This is a genomic window from Barnesiella sp., from assembly GCF_022723415.1.
Taxonomy (GTDB): domain Bacteria; phylum Bacteroidota; class Bacteroidia; order Bacteroidales; family Barnesiellaceae; genus Barnesiella; species Barnesiella intestinihominis.
Map to the genome: position 1 here is coordinate 54,507 of NZ_JAIJHU010000001.1, position 17,333 is coordinate 71,839.

The following is a 17,333-nucleotide window of genomic DNA, read 5'->3' on the forward strand; positions in this document are numbered from 1 at the left end:
GTTGTCAATAGATGAAGGGTATTATTTTTTTTCGTTTTTCTTTTGTAAATTCTTCTCCGAACTCTTCGCTGTATCGCTTGTAAAGAGCCGCCGACCGTGGGGCGAGGTTGGCGAATGTCCACCAAGCGAATACGACTCCGGCCCATGACCAAGTGAGGATAGCGAATCCTACCCATTCGAGCCATTCTCCAAAATAGTTTGCCGACGATACCCATCGGAACATTCCTCCCTGCGGTATGTAATGCCGTCGGTCACCGGGCTTGCGCAGGTGGCGTATAATGGAGTCGGATTGAATGTTGATAAACATTCCCGCAAAGAAGATAATAACTCCGATGATGAATTGCGGAGAATAGAACCATTCGGCAGTGTAGTAGTCTAGGGGTGAGATATAAAAGATCCAACCTCCTTGCATGAGTGCGTTGAGCAGGTTGAAGATGATACCCATACTCACGATACTGAGTGGCATGCGGCTATTCCCTTTAATGAGAAAGGGGAATATGAAAGAGCGTTGGAAATAATGAATTTGAAACAAGACGAGGAATGTGATTCGAATCGGGTCGAACCGGTATTCGTCGGTGGCGAAAATCCATAAGAAAATCATGGCGATAAATACCGGAGCTTCCATGACGATCCAGCCTATGCGATTGGAAAGTGATGCTCCCCATTTTTTATCGAAAAGCATACCGTAGCCCGCGTTGATAAAATGTAGCGCGATGAAAACGATAAGTGCCGTAACGGCCATGACGACGAGGAATGTATTGAATGTAGCCGTGTCCATTGTGTTTTTTCGATATAAGATAAATGAATAGTAATGTTTTTACAAAAATAACGCATGATGGGATAGGGGCCGAGTAAGACGAATATGTTTTTTCTCGTGTTAAACCGCTTCTATTTTCATACATATTGCAAAAATAATGAAAATTAAAGAGATCGTTTCCGATTTAAATACTTTTCTGAAACCCTCTGTATTTTTACATAAAGAAACATTTTTTGTTTCGAACAAAAAGCGGAATAGAAAGGTTTTATACAAAATGAGGACCTGTGAATATTTAAAAATAGATAATTGTCCACAATAAATCGAAGGAGGATTTAATTTTGTAACGTCTGACTTTGTGAAAATTAAGATGAAAAAGATGCGAAAACTAAGTTTGTTTATTATTTTGCTCGGTCTTTTGGAGCCGGTGAGTCTGAGGGCTCAACATGTGGAACCGATAGCTTTCGGCGATTTTGAACATTGGGTAACTCGTGAAATCAAGGAATCTGCTTTGTTGGGAGGAAAAACGAAGACTGTATACGCCATCGCTCCGACACAGTATATCAAAGGGAATAAAGCGTATCGGAACATGGGCGGTTCTCCCTGGGCGTCGTCGAATGTGATGGCGAATGTAATGGGAATAGTGAAGGCCAGTAATACCGTACGACCGGAGAAACGTCAAGATGGCGGGACTTGTGCTTGTATGGAGACCGTCATAGAGGATTGTCGTGTGTTGGGTATGATGAATCTTCACGTGTTGGTGAGCGGGAGTATTTTTTTAGGAGAGGTGAACGAGCCGATTCGTTCGACGAGTAATCCTTATGGTAAAATGGAAATGGGTATACCGTTCACCAAACGTCCCGTGCGATTGATTTTCGATTATAAATATAAGGCTTCGCCCGATGATTTCCGTACGGAATCGACCGGATTCAGTTCTCGGAAACAGTTGGCCGGAAGAGATAGCGCGGAAGTATATATTTTGTTGCAGCACCGGTGGGAAGATGAGGACGGAAATGTGTATGCTCGTCGTGTGGGCACTGGGAGAGAACGATATATAAAGAGTACACCCGATTGGGTTAACGGTCATAGTGTGCCTATTCACTACGGGGATATTACCGATAAGCCTTTTTACAAATCTTATATGGGGCTTATTCCCGAAGATAAATCGTATTATTGCCGAAACAGCAAAGGCGATATGGTTCCGGTGGTCGAAGTGGGTTGGGGAGAAGCCGACGAACCGGTAACGCACATGTTGGTAATGGCTTCGGCTACTTGTGGAACGGCCTATATAGGAGGATTGGGCAATACTTTTTGGATCGATAATATAGCGTTGGGGTATTAGACGGCGTAAATTATTCTCTCGCTATTTCTACGTTTATTGCACTGTTCTTTTAGTTTAGTAGGAAAACTGTGGGGTAGACGTGAATTTTAGCGATGAATTGCTTGACGATAGCTACATTTCAGGCTCTTCGGAGAAGGATTGAGAAGATAATAAATTATGTTTTTGAGAGATTTAACCCCCTCGCCCTGCGGGCACTCCCCTTATCTCATCTACGATGAGCAGAGGGAGAGTGTTGATACCTTGATACGTTTCCTCTGTTGTGGATATTTATTTAACCCTTCCGTCCTTCGGACACCTCCCCTATATTTTGCGATGCAAAACACCCCGTAAGGCTACGGGACAAGCCGAAGGTGCGAGGGACAAGAGGAAAGGAGTCGAGAGGTTTCTCCTTTCGACTTTAATTCCGTAGTAAAGAAGTGCTTAATTTTGTTTGAAGATATAGATGATAACTCCTGTTTGATTGGAGGAACCCGTGCTGCGCTCGAATCGCGATTTGCGGGCGGCGGCTTCGGCGGATGCCCGCAACTTCGGGTTGGAGAATGCCGTGCCTTTGCTGCCGTTAACCGTAGCGATAGCACTGATGACTTTTCCTTGCGGATCTACGGTTATGGATATGGCGATGATACCGGCATCGTTACTGTTGTCGTATTCGGGATATGGTAATGAACCTACGAGTCCGCGTCCGCCGAGGTTGTATCCTCCATATCCTCCCACACCGGTTATTTCGCCGGTCGAAGAGTTACCGAACGGATTGCCCTGCGTGCCGCTTCCTTCGTCGCTATCGCCTCTGCTGCCGTCATTGGAAACTCCTTTCCCGAAAGCATTTTTGACTTGATTGGCTATGCGCTCGTCTTTTTTATTCTCTTGTATGGTTTTATCTTTTTTATCTTCTTTTTTTTCGATGTGTATGCTTTCCTCATCGGTTTGAGTCAGGAGCTCATCTTCATTTTCACGGGGACGTTCCGCAGCGGTTTGTTCGGGACGATCGGCATTCGATTCGAACATACCTGCCGATTCATCTACAAAACCTACTTGTACCAATACGCCGCTGCCTGTGCCGACGGGTTCCTTTCCTAAGAAAGTGAGCCACAAGACAAACAGGACGACTATGTGCAAGACGATTGTCGTGACAAGTGCCAGTATTTTATCTTTTTTCTGTTGTTCCACGGAAAACGGAAAAGGGTTATGGGTTGTGTACGGGCTTGGCGGCCAGTACCATTTTCAATCGGTTGTCGTTGGCTATATTGAGTATTTTGACAATTTCGCGATAGGGGACTGTTTCGTCGGCATAAAGAGCGACGAATCGCTCGGTGTCGTGTTGCGGGGTTTCTGCCAATTTCTGTACCAGTTGGTCGTATGTGACAGGTTGTGCCGCTTCGTTTCCGAAAGCGATGTAATAGTTCAAATTTTCATCGATCGTTACCCGTGTGAGCGGTTTGGCCGCCGCTTGCTGATTGCTTTGCGGAAGGTTTACCTTTATGGAGTTGGGAAAGACGATCGTAGAGGTGATCATGAAGAATATGAGCAACAGGAATATGACATCGGTCATCGATGCCATACTAAACGTCGCGTCTATTTTATGTCTTCGTTTGAGTGCCATGATGTCCGAATTATTCTGCCGGCTCGTTGAGCAAATCCATAAATTCCATAGTCTTCGCTTCCAACTGATTCATCACCCCGTCTACACGTGATACGAGATAGTTATAGGCAAAGAGTGCGATAATTCCGACGATGAGACCGGCTACGGTCGTTACCAGTGCTTCATAAATACCTCCCGACAGCGTGGAGATATCGGCATTGTTTCCGGCCGATGCCATGTTGTAGAAAGCCCTCACCATACCAGTGACGGTCCCGAGGAATCCCAACATGGGTGCTCCCGCGGCGGTTGTCGCTAACCACGGAAATCCTTTTTCGAGTTTGGCGATCTCGATGTTTCCCACGTTTTCGATGGCTACTAAAACATCGTTCATGGGACGACCCAAGCGAGAGATACCTTTGGCGATAAGTCGGGAATAGGGCGTATTGGTTTTTTTGCAGAGTTTCAATGCACTATCTATATCGCCTTCGTGGATATAGTCTTTGATCCGTTCCATAAACGTATTGTCTTCGCGTGCGGCTCGTCTGATGACTTGCAGCCTTTCGAAGAAAATGTAGATGGATAACAAGGAGAGCAACAAAAGGGGAATCATGATGATTCCTCCCTTGCAGGCGAGTTCCCAAAGGTTCAAATCACCTGCGGTTTCGACCGTGGGTGTCAGAACAGGGGGAGTCACAAGCGTGTCGGTAGTCTGCAAAAGCAATGTCAATAAATTCATGGCGTTCGGTTTAATGGATTATTTCAGGCATTCTTTATATTGTTTGATGGTTTCCCGCAGACCTAAATACAGAGCGTCGCAGATGAGGCAATGCCCGATGGATACTTCGCTTAGGAAAGGGATTCTTTCATGCAGGAACCGGAGGTTTTCAAGGCTTAAATCGTGCCCGGCGTTTACGCCTAATCCCAAGCCGCGTGCATGCTCGGCTGCTTCGACGAATGGTTTTATCGCATCTTCTTTGTCTTGTGGATAGCGAACGGCGTAGGGCTCGGTATATAATTCGATACGGTCGGCTCCGGTTTTTGCGGCGTATTCGACTATCTCTAAATCCGGTTCTACGAAAATGGAGGTTCGTATATTCGCTGATTTACAAAGGTCGACCACTTTGGAAAGAAAATCGAAGTTGTTTTTGGTGTCCCAACCTGCATTTGATGTAATGACATCGTGTGCATCGGGAACGAGTGTCACTTGCGTGGGTTTCACTTTGAGAACCATATCGAGAAATTTTTCGGAGGGATAACCTTCGATGTTGAATTCGGTGCTTACAGCCGGTCTCAATTCATACACATCGGCATAACGTATGTGGCGTTCGTCGGGACGGGGGTGAACCGTGATACCTTCTGCTCCGAATGATTCACAGTCCAAAGTGACTTTTAACACGTTTGGAATATTACCGCCTCTTGCGTTTCGCAAGGTGGCTATTTTGTTGACATTTACACTTAATTTTGTCATTTCTCTTTATTAACCTTATCTCGCTTTGGTGTTGAAACCTTCGGTATTGTCGGTAATAATTTTAACTCAAACAATCCGACGGGTTTGTCCACCGAAAAAATACCTATATTTGTATAGTGTAGGACTCGTTTCGGCAAAGCCAAGTCGGAAATATGATTTCCGTTTGCCTTTGCACTCACCTTTCACTATATTTGTAAACACGAATACAGGATTCGGTTCGGCATAGTCAAATCGGAAATATAATTCCCTCTTGTCTCTGCACTCACCTTTCACTATATTTGCATAAAATGCGAAAAGAAGGTGCAGTCCGGCGTAAAAAGCAAACGGATTTGTTTTATCCTGCACACACCTTTCATTATTTTTGTATAATCTTTACCGCAAAAATAATACGAATTACAGAAATATGAGCAAAAAATGAAAGCAAAAGATATGATATTGCCCGAAATACCTCTTTTAACCCCGGGAATGTCGGTCAAACAAGGGTTGGCGACGATGCAGATGTCTGGATTGTCGAGTTTGCCGATTGTGGACGAGGGCTCGTATGTCGGAGTCGTTCATGAGAAAGAGCTGCTTCGGGACGATGTAGCCGGAAAGATCGGGCGCGAAAACTGGCGTACTCCGTCTGTTCGGGAAGAGAGCCATTTGTTCGATGTCGTCAATCAACTTGCTCAATACTCCGACGATATACTTCCGGTGGTAACGACCGATCGCCGTTATGTGGGCGCGATATCCATTCATTCGGCTTTGGTTGCGGTCGCTCATTTGTGCCAAACCTCTTCTTCGGGAGCGATTATTGAATTGGAGATTCCGCGAGAAGATTATTCGGCTACCGAGTTGACTCGATTGGTGGAGGATAACGATTGTCGAGTGATGAATTTGATGATTCGTCCCGATGAGAAAACAGGTATATGGAAGGCTTGTTTGCGAATAGACAGGGAAGATGCCGCCCCTGTGCTTCGTTCGTTGGAGCGGTTCGATTATCGGGTAGTGAGTTGTTACCAGTTGTATGGAGTCATGGACGAGCGGATAGAACAAAGGATAAAAGAATTGATGTATTATCTTGAAATGTGAAGTAGAAATATATGAGGATCTTATTATTCGGGCATACTTATCAACCATCTCGATCGGAACAAATTCGGCATGTGTTGCAGACATTGTCCCGTACCGAGGCGGAGCTTGTAGCGCACGGGGATTTTTATGATTTTTTATCGAAAGAATTTCCCGATGTTTGTTATAGAATCGGGGAGACCGATTGTCGAAGCGATTATACTGCCGATATGGCATTGAGTATCGGCGGGGACGGTACTTTTCTGCGGGCTGCCGAAAAAATAGGCGACAGGGGTATTCCTGTTTTGGGTGTGAATATCGGTCGTCTGGGCTTTTTAGCCGATGTCCCTGCCGAAGAAGTAGAACCGGTATTGAACGAAATTTTAGAGGGAAAGTATAAAATAGAGGAGCGATCGTTGCTTCAAGTCGAGTTTAACGGTTTGTCGGAGAATTTTTGGCCTTATGCTCTTAATGAGGTCGCTGTCTTGAAGCAGGATACTTCATCGATGATTTCCATTCATACGACTGTGGGAGATAGTTATTTGAATACCTATCAGGCCGATGGTTTAATCGTGGCGACACCTACCGGCTCGACCGCTTATTCGATGAGTGTAGGAGGCCCTATTATTATGCCTCGGGCTGCCAATTGGGTTATTTCGCCTGTGGCGCCGCACAGTTTGACGGTTCGACCGTTGGTCGTGAATGACGATATGAATATTACGTTGCGTGTGGATAGCCGCAACCATAGTTATTTGTTGAGTCTCGACGGTCGTTCGGTTATGTTGGATACAGATTCGCAAGTCGTGTTGCGAAAGGCTCCGTTTTCCATAAAAGTAGTGAAACGATTGGAGCATAGTTTTTCGGCAACGCTTCGTGCGAAATTGATGTGGGGGGTCGATAAACGGGAGTGACCCGATTTTTCTATAAAGCAAGAACGCCACAAACTGCGGTTTCCCGGCAGTTTTGCGGCGTTCTCTTTCTAATTATGGAGCTTTATAGATTTAATAATGGATATTCGGGAATATAAATGAAAGTAGAGACGAATAGCCCGACCAGAGAAAGTATCCAAAGAACCAGCAGGAAAATGTTGAGTGCCGACGATTGGGCTTTCCAGTGGAATATAGATCCTAATACGGCTCGAAGTATGGCATACAGAGGGATACCGAAAGTAAAAAATAGCGAGAGTGTGAATACAACCAGTTCCCAATGTCCGTTAAGAACGTGCATCCCTCCGGGAAAAATCGAGAAGAAAGGGGTCGTTATGGTTGCTGTTCCTAAGAAAAAGAAACCTAGAATACTGATGATGCAGGTAACTAAGGCTCCGATAATGGATATGGCGATAAGCCCGCCGATACAAATAAATATGAATTTGAAAAGTCCACGGAATATACTCCCTATGCTTCGCCAAATCGAATTGGCGACACCTCCGTTTCGGGAGACATTTTCTTTTTCTTCTTCTACGGCTCTTTTGATATTGTCGACAGTGGGTGTTTCACCTCGCATTTCGAGTTTTTGAGAGGTCGTGCGGGCTTCGGGAATACATATCCAAAGTAACAGATATATCCATACCGATGAAGCCCATAAGGGTAACAGCAATACCATGATGACGCGAATGGCTACCGTGTCTATACCGAAATAGTAGCCCATACCGGATGCTACACCTCCTAATATGCGATTGTCGGGGTCGCGGTACAGCCGTTTGGTCGATTTATGAGATTCGTTGTTCGAAGTATCGGTCGTTTGCCCAGAGTTATCACCATCTGCATTATTGTCGGGAGCCGTCCCCGAATCGAGTGGGTTTTCTATTTCGTCCGGTTGGCCCATTATGGCGATGACTTCGTTGACCTCTTGTAGGGTGATTACTTGCATGCCGAACCCTAACCTTTCCTTGAAAAGTTCGGAAATGCGGCTTTCGATGTCGTTCATGATTTCTTGCCCGCCTTCTTCTTTTTTGAAATGGTCGTGTAGTGCTTCTAAATAAGATTCGAGGACGGTATAGGCATCGTCGTCGATATTGAAAATCGTTTTGTCGAGATTGACGGTTACGGTCTTTTTCATATAAAAGTGTATTTAGTTTATTGTTCTTTGATGTGGTCGATGACTTGATTCAATTCTTTCCAAGCGCTGTCGAGTTCGTTTAGAAAAACAGTTCCTTCGGGAGTAAGTTCATAATACTTCCTCGGGGGGCCTTGCGTGGATTCTTCCCAAACGTAAGTAAGTAATCCGGAGTTTTTAAGGCGGGAAAGAAGTGGGTATAGCGTTCCCTCCACTACAATGAGTTTCGCCTCTTTGAGCGATTGGATAATATCAGAAACATAGGCTCTTCTTTTTTGAAGGATCAACAGGGTACAATATTCCAGTATCCCTTTTCTCATCTGAGATTTAACGTTGTCTGTATTCATGTTTAGTACCTTTTACAACACAAATATAGGTATAATTTGGTAGTTTGTATAGCATAGTACTAAATAAATATGATTTTTTAACTAATGGGGTGTTATTTCGGTTTTGTTGTGGAGCGAAACTATTTTTGGGGAACCGGTGGTAAATAGATTTTACCGACAATTCTTTTCGTGGGGGAGAGCGTTTTTGGATTCAATGGAAAATTCATGGGATAGACATGAATTTTAGCGATAATTACATTTCGATCTTTTCAGAGAAGGATTGAGAAGATAATAAATTATGTTTTTGAGAGTTTAACCCCCTCGCTCTGGGGGCACTCCCCCTATCTCATCTACGATGAGCAGAGGGAGAGTGTTGATACCTTGATGCGTTTCCTCTGTTGTGGATATTTATTTAACCCCTCTGTCACTTCGTGCCACCTCCCCTATATTTTGCGTTACAAAACACAGTGGAGGAGTGAGTGCTTTGCAATGCCACAGGGTATAGGTGGGGTGGTTAAAGGAATATTCTCTTTTTTGGTATAAGGATAGATTTTACACTTCTCCCCTATCGCATATGCGTGCGCAGGGCAGGAGGATAATAGTATTCTGTCGTTAACACCTTTTTGTGTTTTTCTTGATTTAGCTCTTCCGCTTTTCGAGCACTCCCGCTATATCTCTGCGTAACACAGTGGGAGAGATTGGTATGAATTTCGCTTTCTTCCCTGCTTCGATTTTTGTCGTTGCAAAACACCTCGTAAGGCTGCGGGACGCAGAAGGGAAGAGGACTTATAATGCTGCTTCAAATATTCTTTTTCATATCTGTCTGTGAATACAAGAGAGAAGTTAAAGGAGAATCGCCTCCGATTTTTTTTTAAGCCGATATCCCGACTAATTATCGATCGAGCCATTTTTGTCCGATTTTGTTCAAGTGCTCCAATTCCATTATCTTCGCAAATGGAAAAGGAGAAAGTAGATGTTTGTTTATCGAGACGAGGAATTCGGGGAGATTTATATTCGTTCGGATAGTCGGGCGTGCCGTTTGATATTTAGAGTAAAGGATAATGGTTTGCAGATTACTTGCCCGGAAGGATATGCTGTAAACCGGGTGAAATCGGCAGTGGACGATAACCGTGAAAAACTGAGGGTGTTGGTGTCTCGAAGCGTGACGATACGGAAAAATCGAGTTTTGTCTACGGGCGATAGTATTCCTTGCTATGGAGGAGATATATGTTTATTGCCGGGTGTGTCGAATAAGTTTTTATTTCGGTATGAGGGTGATTGTTTACAGGTGTTTTGTCCTCCGGGAATCGATTTGAATGAGACGAATGTACGGAAAACGTTGTCGCGGGGAGTGGGTCGTTTCGTTTACAGAAGAGCGCAAGAGGTTTTACCTCGGAGGCTGAATCAAATCTCGTCGAGATTGGGGTTGCCAGTGGTTTCGGTAACGATAGGTCGCGGGCGGCGAAAGTTGGGGCATTGTACCCGTCGGGGAGAGATACAGTTGTCGTTTTATTTGATGTACCTACCCGAAGAGTTGATCGATTATGTTATTTGCCATGAGCTCGCTCATCTAAAATATATGGATCACAGTCCATTATTTCATGCTTTGTGTAATCGTTATTGTGGGGGCAGAGAACTTTTGTTGCGGAAACAATTGCGTTCTTTCGCATTTTTATTATATTAAATAAGAATATATTTGTTGAAAAATATTTAAATTTTAGGTGCGAATTATCCTATTTTGGTTCGTAGGGAATCTGTGGAGTTGCGTATTATATAATATTGTGCTATCTTTGTGGCGGTTGGAATGGAAGAGGGGGCAATGATGTCCCCTCGTTTTTTTCTTTGCATAGAGTCGTTATGATAGATAAAAAAGAAATAGAGGCATTTGTTGAAGAAGGGTTGATCGGAAGCGACTGTTTCGTAGTCGATGTACAAGTAAAACCCGATAATGTGATTGTCGTGGAAATAGATAACGAAGAGGGTGTGGATATAGATCGCTGCGTGGCGTTACATCGTTTTTTGGAATCGAAGCTCGACCGAGATGTCGAAGATTATGAATTGGAGGTTGGGTCGGCAGGGATTACCTCTCCGTTCAAAGTCCTCGGGCAGTACAAGAAAAATATAGGCAAGGAAGTGGAATTGTTGACCAAAAACGGCATGAAACTTTCGGGGATATTGAAAAGTGCCGATTCGGAGAAATTTGTCGTGACGATAACCAAGAAAGTAAAGAGCGAAACCAGTAAACGAAAAGTGGAGGTCGAGGAAGACCTTGCTTTTGGATATGATGAAGTAAAATATACAAAATATCTAATCAGATTTAAATAATATGGCAAAAAAAGAGGAACCCGTTAGCATGGTCGATACCTTTGCAGAGTTCAAAGAGTTGAAGAACATCGAAATAACTACGATGATTAGTGTGCTGGAAGAATCTTTCCGCAACGTATTGGCAAAGATGTTCGGGACCGATGAAAACTTCGATATAATCGTGAATCCGACGAAGGGGGATTTCGAAATATGGCGTAACCGTGAGATTGTGGAAGACGGAGCGGTGACCGACAGTAATTTGCAGGTTTCTTTGTCGGAGGCTCGGAAAACCGACCCCGATTTCGAGGTCGGCGAGGAGATGACCGACGAGGTGCATTTCGAGAAATTCGGTCGTCGAGCTATCTTGAACTTGCGCCAAACGCTGGCTTCGAAGATTCTCGATTTGCAAAAAGATGCCATTTACAATAGATATAAAGATAAAATAGGCGAGTTGGTAAGTGCCGAAGTTTACCAGATTTGGAAAAAGGAGATGTTGTTGATCGATGACGACGGTAATGAGTTGCTGTTGCCGAAAGCCGAACAGATACCTTCGGATTTTTACCGGAAGGGTGAGACCGTGCGGGCTGTCGTGTTGGAAGTCGATAACAAGAACAACAATCCTAAAATTTTGGTATCCCGTACGTCCAATGAATTTCTTCGTCGTCTTTTCGAGCTCGAAGTGCCCGAAATTCACGACGGTTTGATTTTGATAAGGGCGATTGCCCGTATTCCGGGAGAGCGTGCTAAAATTGCCGTTGAATCGTATGACGATCGTATTGATCCGGTAGGAGCTTGCGTGGGTGTGAAAGGTTCGCGTATACATGGTATTGTCCGGGAATTGCGCAATGAAAATATCGATGTCATTAATTACACGGCCAATCCATCTCTGTTTATACAACGCGCTTTGAGTCCGGCCAAGATTTCTTCGATCCGGTTGAATGAAGAGGAGAAGAAAGCAGAGGTGTTTCTTAAACCCGAAGAGGTCTCGTTGGCTATCGGTAAAGGTGGCTTGAATATTAAGCTGGCTTGCATGCTTACGGGTTACAATATCGATGTTTACAGAGATATAGACGAGGAAGAAGAGGAGGATATTTATCTCGACGAATTCAGCGACGAAATCGACGACTGGGTGATCGAGGCCTTGAAAGGTATCGGATGCGCTACTGCGAAGAGTGTGCTTGCGTTGCCTCGTGAAACATTGATCGAGAAAGCCGACCTCGAAGAGAACACCGTGGACGAAGTTCTCGCTATTTTGAAAGCGGAGTTTGAAGAGTAATCCGTTTTCGGGACCGATACAATGCGGTCTTTGTGCCTTTGTCGGAGGCATCTTTAATTCTTCCATTATTTATAAACTAAAACTGAGTATGTCGATAAGGTTAAATAAAGTAGCAAGAGACTTGAATGTAGGAATTCAGACGGCGGTCGAATTTCTTCAAAAGAAAGGTTTTACGGTTGAAGCTAACCCTAACACCAAGATAACCGACGAACAGTATGCACTGCTTGTCAAGGAGTTCAGTAAGGACAAAAATTTGAAACTCGAATCGGAGAGCATTAGTCTTGAACGTCATAAGGAAAAGAGCAAGGCGACATCGGCTACCGAATCGGAGGAGGGGAATTCTTCATCGGCAATAAAGGAAGAACCGAAGGAGCTGAAAACAATTATTCCCGAGACACAACGCCCGAAAGTGGTCGGTCAAATAGATCTCGACGCGTTGAATCGTCCGAAGTCGTCCGAACATAAAAAGGAAAGTCCGGTAGAGAAAAAAGAGCCGGTTAAATCGGAGGAGAACAAGGTCGAAGTGAAAACGAAAGAGGAAAAACCAGAGCCGGCGGTGTCGGCCCGTGAAGAAGTGAAGCCTGCCGAAGAAGAGAATAAGCCGGTCGCCGAACCTAAACAAGAGGTTGGCTCTCAATCGCAACCAGAACCTCAAATAGTTGAACCGAAAGTAAAAGAGGAGACTGTCGAGCAAGAGGTTAAAGAAGAAAAGGGAGTTGAGGAATCCCATGAAGACGAGGTGTTTACCATTAATCGTCCGGCGTTTACCTCGAATATCAATGTCGTCGGTAAAATAGATCTCGATGCGTTGAATCAACAGACTCGTCCGAAGAAAAAGACGAAAGAGGAAAAACGTAAAGAACGGGAGAGTAAAGAGAAACAGAGACAAGAATCACACAAGGCTGCCGGCGGTGACGATGCTAATCAGCAAGGTGGTGAACGTAGGAAGCGTCAACGAATCAGTAAAGAAAAGGTAGATATATCGAAAAGCATTTCATCGATGGGTGGACAACCCTCCCGTGGAGGAAATGGTAAAAATAACGGAGGAAATAGACCGAATAAACAAAAACAACGTCCTATAAAGGCCGAGGTGAGCGAAGAAGATGTACAAAAGCAGATAAAAGAGACATTGGCTCGCCTTACCAATAATACAAAAGGACAGAAGAAATCGGCTAAATGGCGTAAAGAAAAACGCGAGGCTTTCTCGAATCGCGAACGTGAGCTCGCCGAAATGGAGGAAGCTGAAAGTAAAGTGTTGAAGCTGACGGAGTTTGTTACGGCAAACGATTTGGCTTCGATGATGAATGTTCAGGTGAACGAGGTTATCGCTACCTGTATGAGTATCGGCATGATGGTGTCGATCAATCAGCGTCTTGATGCCGAGACGATCAATATCGTTGCGGAAGAATTCGGTTTTAAGACCGAATATGTAAGTGCCGAGGTGGTCGAGGCTATTCATGAAGAAGAGGATAGGGAAGAAGATTTGACATCTCGTCCTCCTGTCGTGACCGTGATGGGGCACGTGGATCATGGTAAAACTTCATTGCTCGACTATATTCGCAATTCGAATGTGATTGCCGGGGAAGCCGGAGGTATCACTCAGCATATCGGTGCATATAATGTGAAATTGGAAGATGGACGTCGTATCACTTTCCTCGATACTCCGGGTCACGAGGCATTTACGGCTATGCGTGCCCGCGGAGCCCAGATGACCGATATCGCCATTATTATCGTCGCTGCCGACGACAATGTAATGCCCCAAACTGTCGAGGCCATCAATCATGCTTCGGCAGCCGGTGTTCCTATTGTGTTCGCTATCAATAAGATCGATAAGCCGAATGCCAATCCCGACAAAATTAAAGAGGAGTTGGCTAATATGAACTACCTCGTAGAAGATTGGGGCGGTAAATATCAGTCGCAGGAGATTTCGGCTAAAAAAGGAACCGGAGTACATGAACTGATGGAAAAGGTTTTATTGGAGGCCGAATTGCTCGACTTAAAAGCGAATCCTAACCGGAGGGCTACCGGTTCGATTATCGAGTCCACTTTGGATAAAGGGCGTGGATATGTTGCTACCGTATTGGTGCAAAACGGGACTTTGCATAAAGGCGATGTCGTGTTGGCGGGAACCAATCACGGAAAGGTAAAAGCTATGTTCAACGAAAGAAATGCCCGTATCGAAGTTGCCGGTCCGTCGGCTCCCGTTCAGATTCTCGGTTTGAACGGTGCTCCTCAGGCAGGTGATGTGTTCCATGTGATGGATACAGAGCAAGAGGCACGTGAGATTGCCAATAAACGCGAACAATTGCAACGCGAATTGGGCTTGCGTACTCACAAGTTATTGACCCTCGACGATATAGGTCGTCGTATAGCTGTCGGTAATTTCCAAGAGTTGAATTTGGTTGTGAAGGGCGATGTGGACGGATCGGTGGAGGCTTTGAGCGATTCGCTTATCAAACTATCCACCCCCGAAATACAAATCAATGTATTGCATAAGGCCGTAGGACAAATATCCGAATCGGATATTACGTTGGCCGCCGCATCCAATGCTATTATCATCGGATTCCAAGTGAGACCCTCCGTGGCTGCTCGCCGATTGGCCGAGAAAGAAGGAGTCGATATACGTCTCTATTCGATCATCTACGATGCTATCGAGGAGGTGAAATCGGCTATGGAAGGTATGTTGTCTCCCGAAATCAAAGAGGAAATATTGGGCACGGCCGAGGTTTTGGAAACTTATCATATCACGAAAGTCGGTACGGTTGCCGGCTGTATCGTGAAGGAAGGTAAGCTGAAACGGTCGAGCAAGATACGTTTGATACGAGACGGTATCGTGATTTATAGCGGAGATTTGGGTTCTCTGAAACGCTTCAAAGACGATGTTAAAGAGGTGACTACGGGATTTGAATGCGGATTGAACATCACGAATTACAACGATGTTAAGATAGGCGATCTCGTAGAGGCCTATGAAGAGGTAGAAGTGAAAAAGACGCTTTAAGAAAGAAACGTTTTTCGGGAATAGAGAGGCTGCCTCGTAGATACGGGGCGGCCTTTGTTATCGCCTTTGACGGATAATAAGGCGGAAATACGGAGTATTCAAAATAAAAAAGTAATTTTGCAGGGTTAAGAATCGGGAGTGTGAGAGATGAATTATGTTGATTTTACTATCCTATTGATCGCCGTTATAGGTTTTCTGTACGGACTTATCAAAGGGGTTATCCGTCAGGTAGGTTCGTTGGGCGGGTTTATCGCAGGTATAGTCGTCGCCCGATTTTTCGGAGGTTCGTTCTCTGCGTTGTTGAGGGAGATGTTCGATTTGCCTGAGGGTGTAAGCCGGGTTATCGCATATTCGTTATTGTTCCTTATCGTTTACATTATATGCGTTCAACTGATGAGGCTGATACATCACATTACGCATCATGTGGCATTGGGGTGGCTCGATAGATTGGCCGGGGCTTTGTTCGGCGCCGTCAAATATTTGGTCATATTGAGTATAGTGCTTAATCTCGTCCATATTATCGATCCTAAGGGTAAACTGATTCCGGAAAAAGAGACGGCTTCGTCACAGTTCTATGGATATACATTGCGTGTAGCTCCGTTGCTCTTTTCGATGGCACAAGAGCAGTTCGTTTCGGAAACCAAACCGACGAGGGGATTGTTTATACCTTATTCGATATGCAACGAGCCGTATCTCTGTTGTGAAAATTGTAAAGCAGATTAAAAATGAAACAGGATAATTCGAATGAAATATTAAACGACGTTACTACTAACGATTATAAATACGGATTTGTAACCGATATAGAGACAGATATTATTCCTACCGGATTGAACGAGGATATTATCCGCCATATTTCGAAGAAGAAAAAGGAGCCGGAATGGTTACTTGAATTCCGTCTGAAAGCATACGCTTACTGGAAGACGCTCGAAATGCCGCATTGGGCGCATTTGAATATTCCCGATATAGACTATCAGGCTATCAGTTATTATGCCGCTCCCAAGACCAAAGAGGCTCCGAAAAGCCTCGATGAAGTGGATCCTGAGCTACGCAAGACATTCGACAAGCTGGGAATTTCGCTCGAAGAACAGATGAAACTGTCGGGTATAGCGGTCGATGCGGTGATGGATAGTGTGTCGGTACGGACGACTTTCCGGGAAAAACTGGCCGAATTGGGTGTCATTTTCTGCTCGTTCAGCGAGGCGGTGAAAGATTATCCCGATTTGGTGAAACGTTATTTAGGCTCGGTTGTTTCGTATCGGGACAATTTTTTTGCAGCGCTTAACTCGGCCGTATTCAGTGACGGCTCGTTCGTTTATATCCCCAAAGGAGTCCGGTGTCCTATGGAATTATCTACCTATTTCCGTATCAACGCCGCTAATACGGGACAGTTCGAACGAACATTGATTGTTGCCGATGACGACAGCTATGTGAGCTATCTCGAAGGTTGTACGGCTCCTATGCGTGATGAGAATCAATTGCACGCAGCTATCGTGGAAATTGTAGTGCATGATCGTGCCGAAGTGAAATATTCGACCGTGCAGAATTGGTATCCGGGCGATAAGGACGGGAAAGGCGGTATCTATAATTTCGTGACGAAGCGAGGCATGTGCAAAGGCGATCACTCTAAGCTCTCTTGGACGCAGGTGGAGACGGGGTCGGCCATTACTTGGAAATATCCCAGTTGTGTGCTGGCGGGCGATCATTCGGTCGGGGAGTTTTATTCGGTGGCTGTTACCAATAATTATCAACAAGCCGACACAGGAACGAAGATGATACATATCGGGAAAAACACCCGCAGTACGATCGTATCGAAGGGTATTTCGGCGGGTCGTAGCCAGAATAGCTATCGAGGACTCGTGAAAGTGTTGCCGAGTGCCGAGAATGCAAGGAACTTTACCCAGTGTGACAGTTTGTTGTTGAGTTCCGATTGCGGGGCACATACTTTCCCGTATATGGAGATTCTGAATGATTCGGCCGTGGTAGAGCATGAAGCGACTACTTCGAAAATCAATGAAGACCAAATATTCTATTGTAACCAGCGTGGAATCCCTACCGAGGATGCCGTGGGTCTTATCGTGAACGGATATGCCAAAGAGGTGATGAATAAACTGCCTATGGAGTTTGCCGTTGAAGCGCAAAAGCTATTGCAGATCTCGTTGGAAGGTTCGGTAGGTTAAGGAAAAT

The 17,333-nt window shown here is 44.9% G+C and carries 16 protein-coding genes; 9 read left to right on the forward strand and 7 right to left on the reverse strand.

Annotation, left to right across the window (positions count from 1 at the left end):
- Nucleotides 1-4: 4 nt before the first annotated feature.
- Entirely contained in the window at nucleotides 5-778 is a 774-nt protein-coding gene (locus tag QVD32_RS00225; RefSeq protein ID WP_008862727.1) for a DUF1295 domain-containing protein, read from the reverse strand.
- Between the two features lie 346 nt (nucleotides 779-1,124).
- On the opposite strand from QVD32_RS00225, the gene QVD32_RS00230 reads away from it, so the two are divergent.
- The gene (locus QVD32_RS00230; protein WP_287709946.1) at nucleotides 1,125-2,096 is read left to right on the forward strand and encodes a PCMD domain-containing protein; all 972 of its coding nucleotides are present in this window, start codon (nucleotides 1,125-1,127) and stop codon (nucleotides 2,094-2,096) included.
- A 420-nt stretch (nucleotides 2,097-2,516) separates the two neighbouring features.
- On the opposite strand, the gene tolA is transcribed toward QVD32_RS00230, so the two are convergent.
- Genes tolA through QVD32_RS00250 form a run of 4 tightly spaced genes read right to left on the reverse strand, consistent with a single transcriptional unit; the run spans nucleotide 2,517 to nucleotide 5,143 of the window.
- Nucleotides 2,517-3,263, reverse strand: coding sequence for a cell envelope integrity protein TolA (gene tolA / locus QVD32_RS00235; RefSeq protein ID WP_118686941.1), 747 nt, complete (start codon nucleotides 3,261-3,263; stop codon nucleotides 2,517-2,519).
- Nucleotides 3,264-3,279: 16 nt separating this feature from the next.
- A complete protein-coding gene (locus QVD32_RS00240; RefSeq protein WP_008862724.1) occupies nucleotides 3,280-3,696 on the reverse strand; it encodes an ExbD/TolR family protein in 417 nt (138 codons plus the stop codon).
- Nucleotides 3,697-3,706: 10 nt separating this feature from the next.
- Nucleotides 3,707-4,411, reverse strand: coding sequence for a MotA/TolQ/ExbB proton channel family protein (locus QVD32_RS00245; protein ID WP_008862723.1), 705 nt, complete (start codon nucleotides 4,409-4,411; stop codon nucleotides 3,707-3,709).
- Between the two features lie 18 nt (nucleotides 4,412-4,429).
- Nucleotides 4,430-5,143 carry a pyridoxine 5'-phosphate synthase gene (locus QVD32_RS00250; protein ID WP_021891509.1) on the reverse strand — a complete coding sequence of 238 codons (714 nt, stop codon included), beginning with the start codon at nucleotides 5,141-5,143 and terminating at the stop codon, nucleotides 4,430-4,432.
- Nucleotides 5,144-5,557: 414 nt separating this feature from the next.
- On the opposite strand from QVD32_RS00250, the gene QVD32_RS00255 reads away from it, so the two are divergent.
- Both QVD32_RS00255 and QVD32_RS00260 read left to right on the forward strand, forming a co-directional pair.
- Nucleotides 5,558-6,214 carry a CBS domain-containing protein gene (locus QVD32_RS00255; RefSeq protein WP_118686940.1) on the forward strand — a complete coding sequence of 219 codons (657 nt, stop codon included), beginning with the start codon at nucleotides 5,558-5,560 and terminating at the stop codon, nucleotides 6,212-6,214.
- Nucleotides 6,215-6,225: 11 nt separating this feature from the next.
- Nucleotides 6,226-7,101, forward strand: coding sequence for an NAD kinase (locus QVD32_RS00260; protein ID WP_118686939.1), 876 nt, complete (start codon nucleotides 6,226-6,228; stop codon nucleotides 7,099-7,101).
- 82 nt (nucleotides 7,102-7,183) lie between these two features.
- Here QVD32_RS00260 and QVD32_RS00265 read toward each other — a convergent pair whose 3' ends face one another.
- A complete protein-coding gene (locus QVD32_RS00265; protein WP_008862718.1) occupies nucleotides 7,184-8,248 on the reverse strand; it encodes a PspC domain-containing protein in 1,065 nt (354 codons plus the stop codon).
- Nucleotides 8,249-8,265: 17 nt separating this feature from the next.
- Nucleotides 8,266-8,592 (reverse strand): PadR family transcriptional regulator, encoded by a 327-nt coding sequence (locus tag QVD32_RS00270; protein WP_021891506.1) that lies wholly within the window; start codon nucleotides 8,590-8,592, stop codon nucleotides 8,266-8,268.
- 952 nt (nucleotides 8,593-9,544) lie between these two features.
- On the opposite strand from QVD32_RS00270, the gene QVD32_RS00275 reads away from it, so the two are divergent.
- The 6 genes from QVD32_RS00275 (at nucleotide 9,545) to sufB (ending at nucleotide 17,326) form a co-directional block, all read left to right on the forward strand.
- Entirely contained in the window at nucleotides 9,545-10,255 is a 711-nt protein-coding gene (locus QVD32_RS00275; protein ID WP_021891505.1) for a M48 family metallopeptidase, read from the forward strand.
- 173 nt (nucleotides 10,256-10,428) lie between these two features.
- Entirely contained in the window at nucleotides 10,429-10,896 is a 468-nt protein-coding gene (gene rimP / locus QVD32_RS00280) for a ribosome assembly cofactor RimP (protein ID WP_287709947.1), read from the forward strand.
- A gap of 1 nt (nucleotide 10,897) precedes the next feature.
- Nucleotides 10,898-12,151 carry a transcription termination factor NusA gene (gene nusA / locus QVD32_RS00285; protein ID WP_008862714.1) on the forward strand — a complete coding sequence of 418 codons (1,254 nt, stop codon included), beginning with the start codon at nucleotides 10,898-10,900 and terminating at the stop codon, nucleotides 12,149-12,151.
- Nucleotides 12,152-12,239: 88 nt separating this feature from the next.
- Complete coding sequence (gene infB / locus QVD32_RS00290) at nucleotides 12,240-15,149, forward strand: translation initiation factor IF-2 (protein ID WP_021891504.1); 2,910 nt, start codon at nucleotides 12,240-12,242, stop codon at nucleotides 15,147-15,149.
- A gap of 147 nt (nucleotides 15,150-15,296) precedes the next feature.
- Nucleotides 15,297-15,872, forward strand: a complete 576-nt coding sequence (locus tag QVD32_RS00295) for a CvpA family protein (protein WP_021891503.1) — start codon at nucleotides 15,297-15,299, stop codon at nucleotides 15,870-15,872.
- A 2-nt stretch (nucleotides 15,873-15,874) separates the two neighbouring features.
- A complete protein-coding gene (sufB, locus tag QVD32_RS00300) occupies nucleotides 15,875-17,326 on the forward strand; it encodes a Fe-S cluster assembly protein SufB (protein ID WP_021891502.1) in 1,452 nt (483 codons plus the stop codon).
- Nucleotides 17,327-17,333: the final 7 nt, after the last annotated feature.

What these genes read in the sequence shown, in the direction of transcription:
- QVD32_RS00295 (WP_021891503.1), top strand. Translation starts at nt 15,297, where the DNA reads ATGAATTATGTTGATTTTACTATCCTATTGATCGCCGTTATAGGTTTT.
- rimP (WP_287709947.1), top strand. Translation starts at nt 10,429, where the DNA reads ATGATAGATAAAAAAGAAATAGAGGCATTTGTTGAAGAAGGGTTGATC.
- QVD32_RS00270 (WP_021891506.1), bottom strand. Translation starts at nt 8,592, where the DNA reads ATGAATACAGACAACGTTAAATCTCAGATGAGAAAAGGGATACTGGAA.
- nusA (WP_008862714.1), top strand. Translation starts at nt 10,898, where the DNA reads ATGGCAAAAAAAGAGGAACCCGTTAGCATGGTCGATACCTTTGCAGAG.
- sufB (WP_021891502.1), top strand. Translation starts at nt 15,875, where the DNA reads ATGAAACAGGATAATTCGAATGAAATATTAAACGACGTTACTACTAAC.
- QVD32_RS00265 (WP_008862718.1), bottom strand. Translation starts at nt 8,248, where the DNA reads ATGAAAAAGACCGTAACCGTCAATCTCGACAAAACGATTTTCAATATC.
- QVD32_RS00230 (WP_287709946.1), top strand. Translation starts at nt 1,125, where the DNA reads ATGAAAAAGATGCGAAAACTAAGTTTGTTTATTATTTTGCTCGGTCTT.
- QVD32_RS00245 (WP_008862723.1), bottom strand. Translation starts at nt 4,411, where the DNA reads ATGAATTTATTGACATTGCTTTTGCAGACTACCGACACGCTTGTGACT.
- QVD32_RS00240 (WP_008862724.1), bottom strand. Translation starts at nt 3,696, where the DNA reads ATGGCACTCAAACGAAGACATAAAATAGACGCGACGTTTAGTATGGCA.
- infB (WP_021891504.1), top strand. Translation starts at nt 12,240, where the DNA reads ATGTCGATAAGGTTAAATAAAGTAGCAAGAGACTTGAATGTAGGAATT.
- QVD32_RS00275 (WP_021891505.1), top strand. Translation starts at nt 9,545, where the DNA reads ATGTTTGTTTATCGAGACGAGGAATTCGGGGAGATTTATATTCGTTCG.
- QVD32_RS00225 (WP_008862727.1), bottom strand. Translation starts at nt 778, where the DNA reads ATGGACACGGCTACATTCAATACATTCCTCGTCGTCATGGCCGTTACG.
- QVD32_RS00260 (WP_118686939.1), top strand. Translation starts at nt 6,226, where the DNA reads ATGAGGATCTTATTATTCGGGCATACTTATCAACCATCTCGATCGGAA.
- QVD32_RS00255 (WP_118686940.1), top strand. Translation starts at nt 5,558, where the DNA reads ATGAAAGCAAAAGATATGATATTGCCCGAAATACCTCTTTTAACCCCG.
- QVD32_RS00250 (WP_021891509.1), bottom strand. Translation starts at nt 5,143, where the DNA reads ATGACAAAATTAAGTGTAAATGTCAACAAAATAGCCACCTTGCGAAAC.